The following is a 19765-nucleotide window of genomic DNA, read 5'->3' as shown; positions in this document are numbered from 1 at the left end:
AAGCGGTCGTTTTTTATGCTGTAGATTGACTTCCACGAAGTTGATTTTTCTCTTTTTCCATTTCCATTGCAGACACGATATAAGCAAATCCATTTAACATAAAGATCACAACATTCGATTGTACTCGTTCTGTTTCCCCTAAATACGTATTCATCAAGATAATACCGGAGTATAATATGACAAAGAATAATGCGATTTTATTTAGTAGTGTCATTCAACAACAACTCCTTTTCCAATGTCTAGCTCCAGGTACCATCGGCTCGAGGTCACAAGCCAATCGCTTCTGAAGGCAAAAGACGCCTTCTGTCAGCGCTTTTCTTGTGCTTGTCACCGATAGACGGTCACCTTGCGCTTTTTTGGGATGTATTATTATTCTATTTGTTTACAGGAAGTCCTATGTGTCAAAATGTGTACGGTTCGTAAAAATACAAGGAATGGGTGGCAAATTTTTCACCATTAAGGAAAGAATGTGTATAATAGGTACGGACTTAAATCATTTTGAAGGGTGGCAAATTTATATGAATATTACTGGATATACAGTTGAAAAACTAAAGGATCCTACTGGGATATTAGAGGGCGATCGTTACGAGTTCTTTTTGGACATTGAAGTACCGGAGGATGACGATTTATATTCTGAAAATGGAATTGAATTAAAAGTGATTTATGCGGTTGACACAAATAGTGAGCGAATTGCCCAATATCATATTTATGAAAAAAACACTCAAAAAGTTCTTGAGTTTGAACTGGAAGAAGAGGAAGAAACAATTGTAAAAGAATTTTGTAAAACACATTTAGAGGAAGAAAATGAATAAAAATGACCAAAATTGTTTAATCTCTACGAATCTTTGTGTAAAATGAGAGAGTACATCATACATATTAAGCAATAAGGAGTAATGCATAAATGGAAAAAGTACTTGTATTTGGTCATAAGAACCCAGACACTGATACAATTTGTTCAGCGATTGCATATGCAGAATTAAAAAACAAACTTGGTTTGGATGCTGAGCCAGTCCGCTTAGGAGAAGTAAACAGTGAAACTCAGTATGCATTGGATTATTTTAAAGCGGAAGCACCACGTTTAGTGGAAAATGTAGCAAATGAAGAAGTTCAATCCATTATTTTAGTTGACCACAATGAACTTCAACAAAGTGCCGACGGACTTGAAAATGTAAAAATCAAAGAAGTAATCGACCATCACCGTGTAGCAAATTTTGAAACGAGTGATCCATTATATTTCCGCGTTGAGCCTGTTGGTTGTACAGCTACAATCCTTAATAAGCTATACAAGGAAAATAATGTTGAGATTACAAAAGAAATTGCTGGTTTAATGCTCTCTGCAATCATCTCGGATTCACTCCTATTTAAATCACCAACTTGTACAGATGAAGATGTAAAAGCTGCGCGTGAATTAGCTGAGATTGCAGGTGTTGATGCTGATAGCTACGGTCTTGAAATGTTAAAGGCTGGTGCTAATGTGAGTGACAAAACTGCCGAACAATTAGTTTCTCTAGATTCTAAAGAGTTCTCAATGAATGGTAACAAAGTTCAAATTGCACAGGTTAATGTTGTGGACCCTCAAGACGTTCTTACTAGACAGAGTGAGCTAGAAGAAGTAATGAATCAACAAATTAATGATAACGGACTTGATTTATTCTTACTCGTGATTACAGACATTCTAAACAATGATTCTGTAGGGCTTGCAGTTGGTGCAAAAACAGAAGCAGTTGAAAAAGCATTTAATGTTACACTCGATAACAAAACAGCAGAATTAAAAGGTGTTGTTTCTCGTAAGAAACAAGTTGTTCCAGTTCTTACAGAGAGCTTCAATAGCTTATAAAATCTAAAAGCCCTAAAGAGGTTAGTGCCTCTTTAGGGCTTTATTTTTTAATAATCATCCGCAATTAATTGTCTATCTAAATACGTTTCAATCATTTCACTTATCTGATATGAGACCTGAGGTAGATCATAGTTTTCATATACATGCTCGCAAGCAGACTTATAGTCCATTGTTTCATTATAGTGCTTCATATGGCGCTCAATGTCCTCAGGACTATCCCCACGTTTTATCTGTCGTTCTAGTACAGTATCTTTATCAGCATACACAAAGATTCGAACTGCTTTATCTCCATACATTTGCTTCAAAACATCCGCACCTTCAGGGTTTAACGTTAAATAAACTACCTTATTTTTCTTAAAAATATTTACAATATCAATTTCACGTATTCCATAAAAGTATCCATCAATTTCAACACTCTCAAGAAATTCTTTTTGCTGCATCATTTGGCGAAAGGTTTCTTTACTTACAAAGTGGTAATCTTCTCCGTTGTTTTCAAAAGGGCGGGGGCTTCGAGTTGTGAATGAGGGAACGGTCTGCATATCAAATGCTGTTGCAACCATCTTTCCTAATGTCTTTCTGCCAGAACCATCTGGGCCAGTATAAATGAAAATCCTATCTTTGTCTTTTAATCTGTACATAGGTTTCCTCCTTCTATAAAAAAATTTTAAAATGAATATTAGTTTAAATATTCTGTTTTTTAAGTATAGCATAAAAAATGTATTTTAGCCCATATTAAGTGTTAATTTTTTGTGTATTTTAAATCTTTGGACACGGTATATGACATTTATCATGTATTTCACATGACACCTATGTCTAGTGCAAACCTTTTTTCTTTTGTAACATTGGAAATGTAGAAAACTGTTGGCGATTTGTCAGCAATTCCCTCATTAAATTTAAAAATCTGATTAAAATATGAAATGAGAATTTAGAAAGGAAAGGATTAAATGAACAAATTAGATCAAAGAAGCTTACGTAAACAAGTGGCACCGTTTGAAAAATCGAACCTTAAGGCAAGTGTATTTCAGCTTTGCAATACCTTAATTCCTTATCTTGGATTATGGGTACTTGCTTATTATTCATTAAACATCTCTTATCTGTTGACACTTGTGATTGGCGTAGTTGCAGCGGGGTTTCTAGTCCGACTATTTATCATTTTCCATGACTGTTGTCATCACTCCTTCTTTAAAAATCGCACGGCAAATAAAATCGTTGGTACAATTACTGGGATATTAACATTATTCCCTTATAGCAAATGGGGGCATGATCATTCTGTCCACCATGCAACAAGCTCTAATCTTGATAAGCGTGGTACCGGAGACATTTGGGTTATGACGGTTGAAGAGTATTTAGAAGCATCAGCATGGAAGCGTCTGGCCTACAGAGTTTACCGAAATCCATTTGTAATGTTTATTTTAGGACCTATCTTTGTATTCCTAATTGAAAATCGTTTTAACAGAAGAAAAGCGAAAAAGAAGGAACGTTGGAACACGTATATTACAAATTTAGGAATCGTTACACTCGCTGTTATAGTAAGTCTGACAATTGGTTGGCAGGCATTTTTACTAGTTCAGGGAACCATTTTTATGGTTTCAGGGATTGCTGGTGTTTGGTTATTTTATGTTCAACATACATTTGAAGATTCCTATTTCGAAGAAGATGAGCATTGGGAATATGTAAAAGCTGCGGTTGAAGGAAGCTCATTTTACAAGCTACCAAAGCCATTACAGTGGATGACAGGAAATATCGGGTATCACCATGTGCATCATTTAAGTCCACGAGTACCGAATTACAAACTAGAAGAGGTACACAATCAAACTGAACCTCTTCAAAAGGTACCAACCATCACATTAAAAACTAGTCTAAAATCACTTAAATTCCGTTTGTGGGATGAAGAAGAAAAAGTATTTGTTGGCTATGGAAAAATTAAAGAAATCGTTGCCGAACAAAAAGAGATTAAAAAAATCCCCAGCTTAGAAAAATAAGCTGGGTTTTCCTTATGTATGATATGATAAAATACAAAATAATCTTGAACTAAATGAGGGTAGGTTCTATGAAGAAATACTCACTTTTTCAAAAATGGTCAGGAGTCTCACCATATATTTGGGCAGTAATTAGCATCTTGCCGTTTTATTTTATCTTTCAATCGTCATCGACAGCGGAAATAATCACCGGCATCATTCTAACGGTCATCTTTTTCATTTCACTAAGATTTGCCTTTATTTCGAGAAAATGGCCTGTTTATCTATGGACGTCAATCCTAATCGCTATTTCATTAACCATGTCAATTCTCTTTGCATTTATTTATTTTGCTTTTTATATTGCATATTACAACGGACACATCAAAAACCGAGTAGCCTTTTTAACGTTGTACATCATACATCTTGTGGCTACGACATTTTCAATAAACTACAATCTGGTATTACAAGAAGAGGTATTTCTAACCCAAATCCCATTCGTAATCATCATTTGGATCAGCGTAATTCTATTACCATTTAATATCTATAACAAAAAGAAACAAGAGAAGCTCGAGGAACAATTAGAGGATGCAAATAAACGAATTGCAGAACTAGTCAAACAAGAAGAACGACAACGGATCGCAAGGGACCTTCATGACACATTGGGTCAAAAGCTTTCGATGATTGGTTTAAAAAGTGATTTAGCTAGAAAACTCATACATAAAGACCCGGAAAAAGCACGTCACGAATTAAAAGATGTGCAACAAACAGCACGAACAGCTTTGAATGAAGTTCGAAAAATGGTCTCACAAATGCGTGGTATCCGAATTAAGGAAGAAATTGTCCGAGTTCAACAAATATTAGGAGCCGCGGGAATAGAATTTGAATATATCCAGGACAACTCTCTTAAAGATGTTTCACTATTCTACGAGAATATCATCAGCATGTTAATCAAAGAGGGCATCAACAATATTGTGAAACATAGCAAAGCAAGCCACTGTAAAATTGAAATAGTCCAAATTGAAGATGAAATCACTGTCATGATTAAAGACAATGGGATTGGTACGATACCTAATAAAGATGTAGTTGGTGGTCACGGACTTCAAGGGATGAGAGAACGTTTAGAGTTTGTAAATGGCAGCCTAGAAATTCAGTCAAATGATGGCACAACATTAATTATTAAAATTCCAAATGTACGAAAACAGGTCGAAGTGGAGGGACTTTTATGATACGAATCATAATTGCTGAAGATCAACGAATGGTCCTTGGAGCGCTTGGTTCACTTTTAAACTTAGAGGACGATATGGAAGTTGTTGGAATGGCCAGTAATGGACAAGAAGCGATTACACTTGTGAAGGAGCTCAAGCCAGATATATGCATGATGGATATTGAAATGCCCCTAAAAACTGGTCTTGAAGCTGCCGAAGAATTAAAAGAAACAGACTGTAAGGTTATTATTTTAACAACCTTTGCTCGTACAGGATATTTCCAACGTGCTTTAAGGGCTGGTGTGAAAGGGTACCTCCTTAAAGATAGTCCTAGTGATGAATTGGCAGATTCGATTCGTAGTGTGATGAGTGGAAAACGTGTCTATGCTCCTGAATTAATGGATGATTTGTATGCAGACGAAAATCCATTAACAGAGCGTGAACGAGAAGTACTAGAGCTTGTGGCGGACGGTAAAAATACAAAAGAGATTGCGGATGAGCTTAGAATTAAAACAGGTACTGTCCGAAATTATATTTCTACTATCTTGGATAAGCTCGAAGTCAAAAATCGCATTGAAGCCATCACCCAATCGAAAGAAAAAGGTTGGTTTAAATAAAATTAAAATATCCCTTGAAAAACTCTAATTGAAAAATGTGTGGAGTAGGACTAAAATAAGAATGCAATACATTTCGTTTTAGGGTGGAATGAATATGGGAAACCTCGGTTTCGGAGAATTAATATTAATTATCTTTTTTGCATTACTTGTATTCGGACCTAAAAAGCTTCCTGAGCTAGGAAAAGCCGCAGGAACAACACTTCGCGAGTTTAAAAAAGCAACAAAGGGAATCCTTGATGATGACGATGTTGAAACAAAATCAAAATAAGAAACGTACTGAGAGAGGTGTCAACCTCTCTTTTTTTGTGTTTAAAGAATTTGAGTCATTATTCTGTATAGCACCATGCTGTAATACGATAAATGCTATATCGCAAACGTGGTTATCGGTATATCATCATGCTGCAAAACGATAAGTGCTATACCGTAAACGAGCTAATCGGTATAGAATCTTGCCGTAACAAGATAAATGCTATATCGCAAACGAGCCAATCGGTATAGAATCTTGCCGTAAAACGATAAATGCTATACCGCATACGTGGTAATCTGTATAGCATTTATGCCGTGTAACGATAAAGGCTATACCGCATACGAGCTAATCGGTATAGCATCATGCCGTAAAACGATAAAGGCTATACTGCATACGTGGTAATCGGCATAGCAGCATGCCGTAATACGATAAAGGCTATACCGCAAGCGAGCTAATCGGTATAGCGTCATGCTGTAAAACGATAAAGGCTATACTGCAAACGAGCTAATCGGTATAGCATCATACCGTAAAACGATAAAGGCTATACCGCAAGCGAGCTAATCGGTATAGCGTCATGCTGTAAAACGATAAATGCTATACTGCAAACGAGCTAATCGGTATAGCATCATACCGTAAAACGATAAGTAATATATCGCAAACGAGCCAATCGGTATAGTATCATACCGTAAAACGATAAATGCTATACCGCAAAAAAATTGTAGCTTATTTATCCTCCTTTCTTACAAAATATGCTGATCTACCTGTGGTAACAAGTTTATATTTCTTAAACAAATATTTTCTAATTGTTATTCTTGAAGTAATAATACCCCCACACCATTCTATAACCTGATTAGTCGTAATCTTCCTTTCCGGAAAAAGCAAGCTAAGCTCTTTCACACTTCGTAGCACTGCTGATTCCTTAGGTTCCAGCTCCCCACAACTTGGGCACACAAGATAGTTTGGATTAGCAACATCCATAAATGAGCATCCACGCTTACAAACAATCCCTTTCTCTAATTCCTCATAATTGTATGCAGGTAACCGCTTATATGGGGATTCCTTAATATGTAATGAAACTAATTTTTCCGCTAATCTCAAAAGTCCCCCGGTTATTTCCCCAGTAGCTGAATGATCTATTTTTTTCATAAAGCGGCCAAGTTGGGCATGAAATACAAATGGTCCTTTTACAGGTGCTTGATAAAGATAAAACTCAGGGTTGATAAAGACAATCACTGATTCAACTATCAAATTAAACCTTAGTTCTTGCAATAGCTGCCGAAACAAAGATTCGCTGCGGGAGACTTGGGTAATCGGGTTTTTAATCTCTTTTCCGGAAAGTAAGTGCCAGTGGTCACCGTCAATGTAAATATCACCTTCGAAGTTCTTTACTTCAAAGATATAGATTCTGTTATGGGTGGTGAGTAGGGAGTCGATTTGAAATAGAGTGTTGTTCACTTCAAGGAGAAGATTGTTTAAAATGAGGTAATCATTTGTGAGGCCTAAAAGCAATCCGTCAAACTGTTTTTCACCGTGCCATCCTTTTTCAAGATACATGTAGTAATTTTCGTCTTTTTCTTCTAATTTCTTGCGGATTCGTAAAGAACGAAATAATTCCAATTCAGTATTTTCACCACGAGCTTTAATAATCAATCTACCACTTCCTTTCAGCAATATTTTACAAAACAATCTGTATTTTTACAATATTTTTTGCGATTGCTTTCATTATAAAACTACTTATATTCCAAAAGCCAAAAGTGTGAGGTCATGTGTTGAAATATCGCATTCTTATTTATACTTCTTGTATTCTCCACTATATCTGCACAAAAACTAACGAAATACTTCATTCCAAAATAAGCCAGACTTTCAATTTTTTTATTTAAAAAATCCTTCAAATTTGAAAAATCATTTAACGTGTGAGAAACTGTTAGTGGTAAATTTTTCTTAAAATGAGGAGGAGCTTTATGGTTAAAAGGCTTCAGGATACAACAACATTACATAACGGTGTGAAAATGCCATGGTTTGGCCTAGGGGTTTTTAAGGTACAAGAAGGTCAAGAGGTTATTGATTCTGTCAAATGGGCAATTAAACATGGTTATAAAAGCATCGACACTGCTGCTGTTTATAGAAATGAAGAAGGTGTTGGACAAGCAATTCGCGAATCTGGTATTAACAGGGAAGAATTATTTGTTACATCAAAAGTCTGGAACAGCGACCAAGGTTATGAATCTACACTACAAGCTTACGAAACAAGCCTACAAAAATTAGGTCTAGACTACTTAGACTTATACTTGATTCACTGGCCAGGAAAAGACAAGTATATTGAAACATGGCATGCCTTAGAAAAGCTGTATAAAGAAGGGCGTGTACGTGCAATTGGTGTTAGCAACTTCCAGGTTCATCATCTTGAAAATCTCATAAAAAATTCAGAGATTACGCCAATGGTAAACCAAGTTGAATACCATCCACATTTGACACAAACAGAATTGCATGAATTCTGTAAAAAGGAAGGCATTCAGTTAGAAGCTTGGTCTCCACTCAAACGAGGAGAATTACTGAACGACCCAACATTGTTAGAAATCAGTCAAAAACACAATAAATCAGTAGCGCAGGTTATTTTACGCTGGGACCTACAAAACGGTGTTGTTACCATTCCTAAATCAATAAAAGAGCACCGCATTCAAGAAAATGCGGATGTTTTTGATTTTGAACTTTCACATGAAGATATGGAAAAAATAAGCGCACTCAACAAGAATGACCGAATCGGATCACATCCTGATGAAATGACAACTGGATTTTGAGTGATTTAATAGAAAGCCACACGGTTTATTATACTGTGTGGCTTTATTAATAGGTCTTGTATTACCTAAACTTTCAAAATAAAATGAAGATATACTAAATGAGAAAAAACAATGCAATAATATTTGTTTTTCTCACATCGCTTTTCCAATTGATTAAAGGGGTGTTATAGGTGCTAAAAGATTTTATCGGTAAGAAATCAGTAAAAGTGAAAAATGTTATCGAAAGAGGAGCGGTCAAAAAATTTGCCGAGGCCATTGGTGATGCTCATCCTATTTTCATTGATGAAGAGTATGGGAAGGCGTCCAGGTATAAAGCGAATATTGCGCCACCAACATTTCCTAGAGTATTAGAATTTGGAAATATTGAAGGGCTTGTTTTACCAGAAAAAGGTCTTATTCATGGTGAACAAATATTCAAGTATGATAGACCAATATGTGTTGGTGAAGTGATATATTGCTTTTCAAAGCTCGAAAATTACGTGGAGAAAAAGGGTTCTACGGGAACAATGGGGTTTCTAACAATTAGTGAAAATGGAGAAGATGAAAAGGGCGGGCTCATTTTTTCATCTAAGTTAGTCGTTATTATCACGGAGGCGGTTAGAAAGGAGATGTTGGCATGAATTCGTTACTAAATATTCAAATTGGTGATTCACTACAAAATCTCCAACTCCCGCCAGTTTCTAGAATGGACCTAATAAAATATTCTGGTGCATCCAACGATTACAATCCAATCCATACCATAGATGATGAAGCACATAAAGCTGGATTACCAGGTGTAATTGCGCATGGTATGTGGACTATGGGAAATCTAGCAAAACTATTTACACCTTACTATGAGGAAGGCTTTATTCAAACCTATTCCATCCGTTTTCGGAACATGGTGTTTTTGAATGATGTGATAACGTTAAAAGCTACATTAAAAGAAATAAATGAAAACGTGTTAACTTTTGATGTTGCTGCATACAATCAGCATGACAAACACGTAATCAAAGGAAAAATCGTTTTTGAAAAATACAAGTAAACCCATTTTCAAATGGGTTTTTCTTACATTCCTCCATACTTTATCAAGGTAGATTACTACTATACTACTATACTAAAATTTCCCAAATCCATTGACAATCGATTTAACTCAAGTTTACAATCTTAATAAGATAATAGATAACAAGAAAATTCAGAAATTAGAGGTTTTTAGTTATGACTCAAAAAATAGCAATTGGAAAGATTGCTGTACTTTTAGCAACATTAACGGAAAACGAAATGGAAACTTTATCATTTACGTTGAAGGATGTTACTTACTGCCAAGGAAAAGTCGGATCGATGAACATGCAGAAGGTGATTGCTGCTGTTGAAACAGCTGCGAAGCGACATGGCCTTATACATGAGTCACAGTATCGTGAAACCCATGCCTTGTATCACGCGATTATTGAAGGAATTGAAGGTGTGACAAGAGGGCAAACGGCAATAGGTGAAATCAGTCGAACAGTCGGTCTACGATTTGCCATCGTCCGAGGTGCTCCTTATACCAATGAGGAAGAGGGAGAATGGATAGCCGTTGCTTTATACGGAACAATTGGTGCGCCAATTAAAGGACTTGAACACGAAACAATTGGTCTCGGGATAAATCACATTTAAAGCTTGTAGGGCAATTCGATATGATCAGTTTTATGTGCACGTATATTGAGAATACTACTTACTAAAGGGAGATGACAAAAGCATCTCCTTTTCTTATGTTAGGGAGGGGTGTCATATTGAAAGAACATATTGTAGAGATTCTTAATCAAATCGAAAAAGAATACAACGTTAAAATTCTTTACGCTTGTGAAGCTGGAAGCAGAACTTGGGGCATTTCATCCGAAGGTAGTGATTTTGATGTTCGGTTTATTTATATTCATCATCCCGATTGGTACCTTTCAATTGATCCAAAGCGAGATGTTCTTGAAATTCCGAAACATGATAAAGTCGGCATCCCTGTCCATCCATTGGTCGATATGAGTGGTTGGGAACTTACAAAGGCACTTCGGCTATTTCGTAAATCTAATCCCGCGCTTCTGGAGTGGTTACACTCGAACATCACTTATTTCCAAACATATTCATTCTTTGAAAGAATTCAACAATTGGAACCTACTTTTTTTTCACCTATTCCAAGCATGTACCACTATGTAAAAATGGCAAAAGGAAATTTTAAAACCATTCAAGAAAAGGGTGCACATGTCAAAACGTATATCAATGTGATTCGGCCATTATTGATGGCAAAATCTATTGAAAAACACAACAAAATGGGTAGTCTTGATTTGATTAAACTTGTTGCAGAAGCGATAAAAGAGGACGAGCTAAAACAGGACATTGAGAAACTGATCAGAGCTAAAACTTCTGGTCAAAAATTAGTAAATCAACTATCGGAACTAGACAAATTTATCGAACAGGAAATTCATCACCTAGAACTCTATAATTCTAAATTAAAATCCAGTACCCTTAATCCAACTGGCCTCCTTAATCAACTTTTTAGAGACCTATTAACCGAAGCCTGGAAACCTGACGAAACAAGTAAGAGCTACCAGCAATAGGGGTAACAAAGTTATCCCTTTTCCTATGCAATTTTTTCATCTGAATCATCTTCTATTTTTTTTAGATGAGAGTGTCGAACATCCCAATAATAGACTCTTGGAAGGCCCCAATGTTGCCAGTATTCATGAGCTAAAGTTGCTCCGACAAATAAAATCATTTGAATTTCTAGTTGTTTCACTTTATATCTCCCCCTCTAAACAAGTATACGGGCAGATACTGTTGTCCAATAACCACGTATCAAAAGAAAAAACCCGTTCCAATTAATTACTAGCTTAGGAACAGGTCAAATATGTACCGGTACGAAACTTTGCGAATGTACTTTATTTTACTAAATAAAAGTAGGTTATTTATTTGTTTTTCTTATTTTCTCGTGCAGCTTTCTTCCTTGCCTTTTTACTTAAGCCTTGCTCTGCGCCAAATTCCGTGTCCATACTATTTGCTCCTGTTTGAGAGTGGTTATTTTTCCTTTTAGCCAATTGTAAGCCTCCTTTCGGTACTTATTTCCGCTGTTTTATACATTTATCTTTTTTCCTATATTTTACAGCGTTATCTATATCATGGGTAATAAAAAGAATTTTATACAAATTTCGACAAAGAGATGTTTCTAACGCACATTTTTAGTAAAATAAATCACATCTAGAGCATAGAAGGGATTTTGAAATAATGACATCATATCTTGTTATTGGAGCAGGGATACTTGGTTCGTCAACTGCTTATCATCTGGCAAAAGCAGGTGAAAAAGTAATCATTGTCGACCGTAAGGATCAAGGTCAGGCAACTGATGCTGCGGCGGGAATTGTCTGTCCATGGCTTTCCCAACGTCGAAATAAAGCTTGGTACGGTTTAGCAAAAGCAGGCGCAAAATATTATTCAACGTTAATAAGCGAGCTTGAAGCATTAGGTGAGACTAATACTGGTTATAAAAAGGTAGGAGCGATTAGTCTTCATATTGATGAAAACAAACTAGATAAAATGGAAGAGCGGGCACATACTCGTCGGAAAGATGCTCCGGAAATTGGAGAAATTACACGTTTGAGTTCCGCAGAGACAACCGAATTGTTTCCGCCATTATCTGAAGAATTTTCAGCTGTACACGTAAGTGGGGCTGCCAGAGTGAATGGACGGGAGCTTCGAAATGCATTGATTCGTGCTGCCAAACATTATGGTGCCATTGAACGAAATGGGAGTGCGAGTCTCGTAAAAAAGGATAAACACGTAATCGGTGTAAAAATAGAAAATGAAATAATTGAGGCTGACAAGATTATTGTAACAGCAGGGGTCTGGGCAAATGATTTACTTGAGCCTCTCGGTATTGATTTTCTTGTTTCCTCACAAAAAGCTCAAATCGTTCATTTAGGTCTTGAAGATTCAAACACAGCCAATTGGCCCGTTGTAATGCCACCAAATGATCAATATATCTTGGCATTTGATGAAGGGAAAGTTGTTGTCGGTGCAACACATGAAAATGATAAAGGGCTGGACTACCGAGTAACCGCAGGTGGACTTCATGAAATTTTCGATAAAGCTTTACATATTGCTCCTGGGTTATCGGAGGGAACGGTAGTAGAAACAAGAGTTGGCTTTCGACCGTTCACACCAGATTTTTTGCCAGTGATTGGTGCAATCCCTGGCTTTGAAAATCTTTATGCCGCTAATGGGCTCGGTGCTTCGGGATTAACAGTTGGCCCATTTTTAGGTGGTGAATTAGCGAAGCTTGCCATGGAAAAAACACTTGAAATCGACCTAAGTCTCTATGAGATTGTAGGGGCAATTAATATGAATTAATTCTTACGATCAAAATAGAAGTGCTCAGCATCCAAGGTCTCCCCAAGCGTAACAATTCCATATGAAAACTGTGGTTGGAACCGTTTATCGGTTGGGGAGCCTGGATTAAAAAGTAATGTTTTACCCAGATACTTTTTATATGGGATATGGGAATGCCCAAACACAATCAAATCTAACTTTTGGTCTTGGAAAGCTTCATAGGCTCGTTCTGGTGTTGTTTTCTTTTTACCAACATGCCCATGGACGACTCCGATTCTATACCCATTTATTACTATCGTTAGTTTCTCCTCAAATGGTAACTCGGGTGGATCAATATTTCCTCGCACACCTATAACCGGAGCTAACGTTTGCAGTTCTTCATAAACCTCAATTGCTGTCCAGTCTCCAGCATGAATAATTAATTCGGTACCGCGTAGTCCTTCTATTACTATTTTAGGTAGTTTTTTTGCTCGCTTTGGCATATGTGTATCTGAAATAATTGCTATCCTCATGTATATCAATCCCTAATGTTTTTTTACCTATTGTAACTGTTTGGCTTTGTAGAAAAAAGAAAGCCTATTTTTTATGCCTGGTGTCTTAATTCATTGGGTTTAGGTCTTTCTATTTCCTCATACCTAAATTAGAAATTATTTCTAAATTTGTAGAGAATAATTTCCAGAATAATGTTAAAATAGGCGTTATTAGCATACAATCTTTTTCAACACAAAACAGGGGGAAGGCAGCTTGAACACAAAATTTTCACGACCAAAGGGATTTGGGGAAATTCTGGATCTTACATTTAGTTTGAGTAAAAATCGATTTCGTGACTTTTTTACAATCTTACTGATTTTCATGGGACCTGTATACATACTCGAGGCGCTGATCTTATTAGCTTCAGGAACGAGCTTTTTTAGAGAAGTTGGTCCGGGGGATGATTGGTTTACTCAAGTGCTAAATAGCTTTGATGAAACAGTGGTAGCCGAGGAGATTGGATATGGAGGAGCATTAGGATCCATGTTTGTCGGTCTAGTAGGTGTGGTTTTATTTCCTGTTGCTGAGGCTGCAATACTAATAGCATTAAATCATATTCGTAAAAACGAAGAATATACAATAGGTTCGGTTATAAAAAAGGCATTTACACGTTTTTGGGCAATGCTCGGAAGTAACATTTTGTTTGGTCTAATTGTATTTGGTTTCTTTTTTGTAGCCGTTATGATCTTAGTTCCAATTGGTATCTTTGGTGCCATTGCCATACCTATTATCGGGATTCTTTTTGCAATTGCTTTAGGCTTAGGGCTGTTCGTTGGGATCGGTTATCTACTTACACGGTGGGGCTTTTATTTTGGTTCTGTGGTACTAGACTATGAATCTCCTGGATTTTCTAGGAGTTGGCATTTATCAAAGAAACGTGGATGGGTCCTTTTTTGTCTATATGTTGTTTTCTTTTTAATTATCAGTGCGATTAGCTTTGCCGTTGAAGCAACTTTCGGAATCTTTATGGGCAACAGTGTTCTGTTAACTTTAATTGTTAACTTAACAACCGTTTTTACGACCTTACTTTTTGCCGTAGGATATGGTGTAATGTACCTTGATGCAAGGGTTAGACATGATGCAGAGGACTTGGATGAGATGATTGAGGGTTTTAATGAACCTAGATAAGTGGTGATCAACAATGGCACAAATAAATGATGCAAGAGATCGTATTGATGAAATATTAAATGAAAAAGAATACCGGATTTACTATGACGAGTCCAGGAATGTGTTTCAGGAATGGTGGAATAAAGTAAAAGAATGGCTGGCCGATCTATTAGAAAGTTTGTTCCCTGCAATTGAATCGGGAAGTGGTGCCGCAGATGTGGTGCTAATCCTGGTCATTCTTGCAGCCATTTTATTAGTAGGTATTGCGGTATTTTTACTTGTTCGAAATCAAACAAGAAAGGCAAAGTTTAATAAACATAAACCTCTTCATTCAGTTGAGGAATTAAACTGGACCTATCAAAAGCATTTACGTGAAGCGATCAAGCAAGAAGAAAACGAACATTTTTCACCTGCAACGCGCCATCTGTTTTTGGCACTGCTCTTATTTTTTCATGAAAAAGAATGGCTTGAGGCAAGAGTATGGAAAACAAATTGGGAATATTATGATGAACTGCGCAAAGTAAATCAATCGTGGGCCGTTCAGTTTTATGATTTAGCCCTCGTGTTTGATGAAGTTACTTATGGAGAATATGAGATTGATCGAGCGGAGTACAGTCAATTTCGGGAAAAAGCTTTTATCTGGCTAGATGCAAATGGAGGAGGGGGGAACAATCATGCGCAAAACTAAAGTATGGATTCCCTTAATTGGGCTGATTGGGATCCTACTCTTTCTAACTTACTTTATTGAATCCTATAACCCAAAAGCGTATCCACATTATGTGTCTGATTCTCCTTCTCCAACCGGCGTCAAGGCAATCTATACATATTTGAAAAATGAAAATACCGTAAAAAGTTGGTCACACTCTCCAAATCTTCTCACCAAACAAGATGAGAATCAAATTCTGATTATGGTAGAACCTTATTTCACACCAGAACAAGAAGATGTAAAAGGTTATTTGAATTTTATAAAAGCTGGAAACAAGATGATTTTGTTTAAGGAAAACCCAAGAGGAATGTTTGATATAAAGACTCTTCCAGCAGATATTGACCCTTTTCTTGATGAGGCGATTACCATCAGGGATAAAAACGGTATAGAATATGATTCGTTTTTTCAAGCTAAAACCCGAATCATTCCAAGCAAAAAAGAAAAGGTACTTTTTGAGGATGAAGCAGGTGTAATTGCAACAAGCCAAAAAATCGGAGACGGTGAATTGATTACAACTATTACACCAGAGTGGATGTTAAATGGCAATCTATCAGACTACGATCACATCCCACTTGTATTATCGTTAATTGAGGATAAGGAGGCGTCGATTTATTTCTTTGATGAATATGTTCATGGTACCAAAAATGCTTCTAATTTGACAACATTGTACCCGAGGTGGTTTTTAGTATTGCTTTTACAGGGTGGATTAATCGTCCTACTTTGGCTTTGGTACAGAGGAAAACGATTTGGGCAGGTTATTATTCCCCGCGAAGAAAATGTTCGTTTTAGTGATGAAGGTATTCGTGCCTTAAGTGCATGGTATATAAGAGGCCGGTACTATCATGAATCGTTAAACATTCAAGCAGATTATGTGAAACAGCTGATACAGGAAAAATGGGGGGTTCCTTTTCATCGGGACTGGACAGAACTTTTGACGAAGCTTGCACATCGTTGGTCAGGAAAAAAAGAAAGCGAAGTGAAGCAGTATCTACGCCATCTTACAATAATCTTAGAAAATGAAAAACTAACCAAACAAGATTATTTAATTTGGTCAAAAAACTTAGATGAATTACGAAATGAGGTGGAGAAAGGATGAGATCAGAACTGACATCCTTACTTGAGAAATATGAGCAACGAATCTTAGGTCAAAATACAAATTTACGACTTTTATTATCTGCCATTTTAGCTGGAGGCCATGTCCTAATTGAAGGTGTACCTGGAACTGGGAAGACACAAATGGTGCGCACACTTGCAACCTTACTTGGTGGTGATTTTACACGTATTCAGTTTACACCTGACCTTTTACCAAGTGATATTACAGGTAGTATGATTTACAATATGAAGGAAGGCAGCTTTGAAACATTAAAAGGGCCTGTTTTCACAAATATTCTTTTAGCCGATGAAATTAACCGTACGCCTGCCAAAACACAAGCAGCACTATTAGAGGCGATGGAAGAAAAACAAGTAACCATACAGGGCGAGACGTATCCGTTACCAGACGTTTTCTTCGTTGTTGCCACCCAGAACCCAATTGAATTTGAAGGTACCTATCGTTTGCCAGAAGCGCAACAGGATCGCTTTTTATTTAAACTACATATTGATTTTCCAGCTTCCGAGGAAGAAAAAAATATTGTGAAGCAAGTAATCGAACAAAGTTTCATTCAATACGATGCTAGAAATGTCCTTGACCTTCAAACATTTGTATCGATTCGACAGGAAATTGAAAAAGTGACTTTAGGTGAAGGCGTATTAAATTACATAATCGAGATTGTTCGGAAAACAAGAGAATCCGAAACGATCCAATTTGGTGCAAGTACTAGAGCAGCAATCTCAATCGGAAAAGCTGCACAGTCTTGGGCATATTTAGCGGGAAGAGATTATGTGACTCCTGATGATGTAAAAATGGTCTCAAAACCTGCACTTAGGCACCGAATTCAGTTATCTCCACATGCAGAATTGGAGGGAATCACCATTGACGAGATCATTGAAGAGCTTGTGGGATCGGTTCCTGTTCCTAGATAGAGGCATCCTACCTACAAAACGATTGATTATTTTGTTACTAATCCTTTCTATTAGCTTTTTGTTAAGTCTTTCATTAAAGCTTTCATGGGAGATGATGATTGGGTTAAATCTCTTTATTCTCATAGGAAGCTTAGTAGATTTGATGTTTTCACCGAGGAAAAAAAAGCTTTCTGCAAAACGCAAACTACAAACTGAAATGGAGCGTGGGCTTCCCACTACCATCGAGATTGAAGTAACAAACCATTCAACTTATGGGCTAACATACCGTTTAATAGACGGCATTCCCGTTTCCTTTACTCAGCCTTTTCCGATCAGTGGAAGGATATCTGGTGAAACGACTTCCCGAATCACATATGTTACACGAGCTATGGAGCGCGGTGATTATCAAATGAACAAATTGTATTTCCGCTACAAAAGCTTCCTAGGCTTATGGGAAAAACAACTCACATTTACAGTAAGTAACGAAGTAAGGGTTATACCAGATTTATCCGAAACAAGGCAGTATCTTGAAAATGCACAGAAATTTTTATTATATGAAGGTGTAAAAATCCGAAAACAACAGACAGGTGCTGGTGAGTTTTCAAAAATACGAAGTTATGTCATAGGTGATGACCCCCGAACAATCAATTGGAGGCAAACCGCTAAGCTACATGAAGTGATGACGAATGAATATGAACCAGAGCATGGGAAGTATATTACGATATTAATAGATTGTGGGAGAATGATGGGTGCTGAGTTAGAGAAGGGAAATCGACTTGAGAGAGCGATGGAATCCGCTATTACAGTTGCAACAGCAGCACTACAAAATGGGGACTATGTTTCTTTTTTAGCATTTTCAACAGATGTAAAGGTTTTTGTCCCAGCCGGAAAAGGGATGGCACATCTCCAACCGATTTTGCATTCAATTTATAATTTGAAAGTAGATGCTGCAGAATCGAATTATGGTGCCGTTTTATCTTATTTGGAAACAATGCAGAAAAAGCGAAGTCTTCTCTTGTTGTTTAGTGATATACATACATTTTTAAGGGAAGAAAGCATGTTAATCTATTTAAGAAAACTTAGACAAAGGCATTATTTCCTAATGATCGGTATCCGGGATGCCACATTAACCCAAAGAATAGAGGAGAAGCCTACAACTGTCCAAACAGCCATGCTAAAAAGTATGGCACAGCAACAGATGCTTGTGAAAAAGAAGGAGAAACAAAAATGGGAAAAACAAGGCCTCATGATGGTTGAGGCCGATGAGGATAAATTAGCAGTTACAGCTGTTTCCTACTATATCAATATCATGAATCGGAACTTGCTGTAGCTTCTTTTTTTAGTAAAAAGAGTTTTCCTGTTACAACGTAAAGAATCACTCCAATAACCGTTATGATTGCAACAGCATATTTAGCTTCAAGCGAAATCGCAGCAGGTGTGATAAAACCTTCAATAATACCTGCTATTATAAATAAAGGAATCGTACCTAAAAGCAATTGCACAGAGCGTTTTGCCTGATACTTGAGCTGATAGCCTCTTGTATATTGGCCAGGAACGAGCAATTTATAGCCCATCAACAACCCAGCACCACCCGCTATAAAGATAGCTGTAAGCTCAATCATTCCATGAGGGACGATATATGCCCAAAAATCATAGGTTTTCCCGTAATGCCAATATAATCCAGCCAACGCACCTACGATGATGCCATTGTAGATTAAAATATAGATGGTTAAGAAACCAAAGGTGATTCCACTGGCAAACGCAAGTATAGCAACTTGAATATTATTTGTCATAATACTTGCGGACATAAGAGATGAATCCACTTCACCATCTGCACTTCCTAAATAGTCTGGGTCAACCCCTTGGGCTATTTCTGCGGGCAATATGGAAAACATATGAAGGGGATCCTGTTGAACGGAAAAAAAGCTTCCTACACCACCTAAAGTAAATAATATAAAAGCAGCTGCCGCAAATTTCCATTGTTCGAGTAATAGTCCAATAAATTTCGTACTGAAAAAATAACGAATCTGTTGAAAACTGGATACTTGGTCTTTGTACAGGAGATTATGCGCTTTCGAGATAAGACCATTTAAATAAGGCGTAATTTCCTCATTTGGAAAATAGGTCTGGCTATACGAAAGATGCCCGGCACACTTTTGATAAAGTCTATGAAACTCATTAATTTCGGTACTGTTACGCGATTTTCGACGCTTATGTAAGATGGAAATCAATTGCTCAAGCTGCTTCCATTCATCACGATGCTGATTGACAAATTGCTTCATGTTCAATATGTAATCACCTCTTGAAATAGCGATAAAGTGAAACTTCATTCAGTGAGGGTTTTTCGACGCACAGGATGTGCTAGTGCAGACGTTGCGACAGGACGTCGCGATCTTAGTCTGCCTCAACCCTCACTGAATGTTAGTTGA

24 protein-coding genes are annotated in these 19765 nt (G+C 37.0%); 17 read left to right on the top strand and 7 right to left on the bottom strand.

Annotated features, from left to right (window positions below):
* Positions 1-13 precede the first annotated feature (13 nt).
* Positions 14-214: a hypothetical protein gene (locus CKK03_RS14965; RefSeq protein ID WP_099363354.1), complete on the bottom strand. Its 201-nt coding sequence runs from the start codon at positions 212-214 to the stop codon at positions 14-16.
* Positions 215-518: 304 nt separating this feature from the next.
* Between CKK03_RS14965 and CKK03_RS14960 the strand changes: the two genes are divergently transcribed.
* Together CKK03_RS14960 and CKK03_RS14955 are read left to right on the top strand one after the other, a co-directional pair.
* Positions 519-812, top strand: coding sequence for a DUF6509 family protein (locus CKK03_RS14960; RefSeq protein ID WP_099363731.1), 294 nt, complete (start codon positions 519-521; stop codon positions 810-812).
* An 89-nt stretch (positions 813-901) separates the two neighbouring features.
* Positions 902-1837 (top strand): manganese-dependent inorganic pyrophosphatase, encoded by a 936-nt coding sequence (locus CKK03_RS14955; protein ID WP_099363353.1) that lies wholly within the window; start codon positions 902-904, stop codon positions 1835-1837.
* Between the two features lie 47 nt (positions 1838-1884).
* Here the strand turns inward: CKK03_RS14955 and CKK03_RS14950 are convergent, their stop codons facing one another.
* Positions 1885-2475 carry a guanylate kinase gene (locus tag CKK03_RS14950; protein ID WP_099363352.1) on the bottom strand — a complete coding sequence of 197 codons (591 nt, stop codon included), beginning with the start codon at positions 2473-2475 and terminating at the stop codon, positions 1885-1887.
* Positions 2476-2781: 306 nt separating this feature from the next.
* Between CKK03_RS14950 and desA the strand changes: the two genes are divergently transcribed.
* The 4 genes from desA (at position 2782) to CKK03_RS14930 (ending at position 5885) form a co-directional block, all read left to right on the top strand.
* Entirely contained in the window at positions 2782-3819 is a 1038-nt protein-coding gene (gene desA, locus CKK03_RS14945; protein WP_099363351.1) for a Delta(5) desaturase DesA, read from the top strand.
* 68 nt (positions 3820-3887) lie between these two features.
* Positions 3888-5021 carry a sensor histidine kinase gene (locus tag CKK03_RS14940; RefSeq protein ID WP_099363350.1) on the top strand — a complete coding sequence of 378 codons (1134 nt, stop codon included), beginning with the start codon at positions 3888-3890 and terminating at the stop codon, positions 5019-5021.
* Complete coding sequence (locus CKK03_RS14935; RefSeq protein WP_099352957.1) at positions 5018-5617, top strand: response regulator transcription factor; 600 nt, start codon at positions 5018-5020, stop codon at positions 5615-5617. The genes CKK03_RS14940 and CKK03_RS14935 overlap by 4 nt, the downstream gene beginning before the upstream one ends.
* Positions 5618-5711: 94 nt before the next feature.
* Complete coding sequence (locus tag CKK03_RS14930) at positions 5712-5885, top strand: twin-arginine translocase TatA/TatE family subunit (RefSeq protein ID WP_180271265.1); 174 nt, start codon at positions 5712-5714, stop codon at positions 5883-5885.
* 702 nt (positions 5886-6587) lie between these two features.
* On the opposite strand, the gene CKK03_RS14925 is transcribed toward CKK03_RS14930, so the two are convergent.
* Positions 6588-7514, bottom strand: a complete 927-nt coding sequence (locus tag CKK03_RS14925) for a nuclease-related domain-containing protein (RefSeq protein WP_099363348.1) — start codon at positions 7512-7514, stop codon at positions 6588-6590.
* Between the two features lie 311 nt (positions 7515-7825).
* Between CKK03_RS14925 and pgoN the strand changes: the two genes are divergently transcribed.
* From pgoN to CKK03_RS14900, 5 genes are all read left to right on the top strand, one after another.
* The gene (gene pgoN / locus CKK03_RS14920; protein ID WP_099363347.1) at positions 7826-8662 is read left to right on the top strand and encodes a glyoxal/methylglyoxal reductase; all 837 of its coding nucleotides are present in this window, start codon (positions 7826-7828) and stop codon (positions 8660-8662) included.
* Positions 8663-8832: 170 nt separating this feature from the next.
* Positions 8833-9282, top strand: coding sequence for a MaoC family dehydratase N-terminal domain-containing protein (locus CKK03_RS14915; RefSeq protein ID WP_099363346.1), 450 nt, complete (start codon positions 8833-8835; stop codon positions 9280-9282).
* Positions 9279-9683 (top strand): MaoC/PaaZ C-terminal domain-containing protein, encoded by a 405-nt coding sequence (locus CKK03_RS14910; protein ID WP_099363345.1) that lies wholly within the window; start codon positions 9279-9281, stop codon positions 9681-9683. The genes CKK03_RS14915 and CKK03_RS14910 overlap by 4 nt, the downstream gene beginning before the upstream one ends.
* A 173-nt stretch (positions 9684-9856) precedes the next feature.
* A complete protein-coding gene (gene hutP, locus CKK03_RS14905) occupies positions 9857-10294 on the top strand; it encodes a histidine utilization transcription antiterminator HutP (RefSeq protein WP_099363344.1) in 438 nt (145 codons plus the stop codon).
* A gap of 116 nt (positions 10295-10410) precedes the next feature.
* The gene (locus CKK03_RS14900) at positions 10411-11226 is read left to right on the top strand and encodes a nucleotidyltransferase domain-containing protein (RefSeq protein ID WP_099363343.1); all 816 of its coding nucleotides are present in this window, start codon (positions 10411-10413) and stop codon (positions 11224-11226) included.
* Positions 11227-11249: 23 nt separating this feature from the next.
* Here CKK03_RS14900 and CKK03_RS23750 read toward each other — a convergent pair whose 3' ends face one another.
* Both CKK03_RS23750 and CKK03_RS24160 read right to left on the bottom strand, forming a co-directional pair.
* Positions 11250-11405, bottom strand: a complete 156-nt coding sequence (locus tag CKK03_RS23750; RefSeq protein WP_180271264.1) for a hypothetical protein — start codon at positions 11403-11405, stop codon at positions 11250-11252.
* 169 nt (positions 11406-11574) lie between these two features.
* Positions 11575-11703 carry a hypothetical protein gene (locus tag CKK03_RS24160; RefSeq protein WP_281254511.1) on the bottom strand — a complete coding sequence of 43 codons (129 nt, stop codon included), beginning with the start codon at positions 11701-11703 and terminating at the stop codon, positions 11575-11577.
* A gap of 187 nt (positions 11704-11890) precedes the next feature.
* Between CKK03_RS24160 and CKK03_RS14895 the strand changes: the two genes are divergently transcribed.
* Entirely contained in the window at positions 11891-13012 is a 1122-nt protein-coding gene (locus tag CKK03_RS14895; RefSeq protein ID WP_099363342.1) for an NAD(P)/FAD-dependent oxidoreductase, read from the top strand.
* Here CKK03_RS14895 and CKK03_RS14890 read toward each other — a convergent pair.
* The gene (locus tag CKK03_RS14890) at positions 13009-13503 is read right to left on the bottom strand and encodes a metallophosphoesterase family protein (protein WP_099363341.1); all 495 of its coding nucleotides are present in this window, start codon (positions 13501-13503) and stop codon (positions 13009-13011) included. The genes CKK03_RS14895 and CKK03_RS14890 overlap by 4 nt on opposite strands.
* A gap of 232 nt (positions 13504-13735) precedes the next feature.
* Here CKK03_RS14890 and CKK03_RS14885 point away from each other — a divergent pair, with 232 nt between their 5' ends.
* From CKK03_RS14885 to CKK03_RS14865, 5 genes are read left to right on the top strand one after another with little or no spacing between them, the layout of a single operon-like run.
* A complete protein-coding gene (locus tag CKK03_RS14885; protein ID WP_099363340.1) occupies positions 13736-14650 on the top strand; it encodes a hypothetical protein in 915 nt (304 codons plus the stop codon).
* 13 nt (positions 14651-14663) lie between these two features.
* Positions 14664-15317: a DUF4129 domain-containing protein gene (locus tag CKK03_RS14880; protein WP_099363339.1), complete on the top strand. Its 654-nt coding sequence runs from the start codon at positions 14664-14666 to the stop codon at positions 15315-15317.
* The gene (locus tag CKK03_RS14875) at positions 15304-16431 is read left to right on the top strand and encodes a DUF4350 domain-containing protein (protein WP_099363338.1); all 1128 of its coding nucleotides are present in this window, start codon (positions 15304-15306) and stop codon (positions 16429-16431) included. The genes CKK03_RS14880 and CKK03_RS14875 overlap by 14 nt, the downstream gene beginning before the upstream one ends.
* Positions 16428-17357 (top strand): AAA family ATPase, encoded by a 930-nt coding sequence (locus CKK03_RS14870; RefSeq protein WP_099363337.1) that lies wholly within the window; start codon positions 16428-16430, stop codon positions 17355-17357. Before CKK03_RS14875 ends, CKK03_RS14870 begins: the two co-directional genes overlap by 4 nt.
* Positions 17308-18666: a DUF58 domain-containing protein gene (locus CKK03_RS14865; protein ID WP_099363336.1), complete on the top strand. Its 1359-nt coding sequence runs from the start codon at positions 17308-17310 to the stop codon at positions 18664-18666. Before CKK03_RS14870 ends, CKK03_RS14865 begins: the two co-directional genes overlap by 50 nt.
* On the opposite strand, the gene CKK03_RS14860 is transcribed toward CKK03_RS14865, so the two are convergent.
* Entirely contained in the window at positions 18644-19624 is a 981-nt protein-coding gene (locus CKK03_RS14860; RefSeq protein WP_099363335.1) for a stage II sporulation protein M, read from the bottom strand. The two genes, CKK03_RS14865 and CKK03_RS14860, sit on opposite strands and share 23 nt — an antisense overlap.
* Positions 19625-19765: the final 141 nt, after the last annotated feature.

This window comes from Fredinandcohnia onubensis, assembly GCF_002734215.1.
Taxonomy (GTDB): domain Bacteria; phylum Bacillota; class Bacilli; order Bacillales; family Bacillaceae_L; genus Ferdinandcohnia; species Ferdinandcohnia onubensis.
The sequence above is the reverse complement of the archived record's forward strand: the minus strand, read 5'-3'. Positions and strand labels throughout refer to the sequence as shown.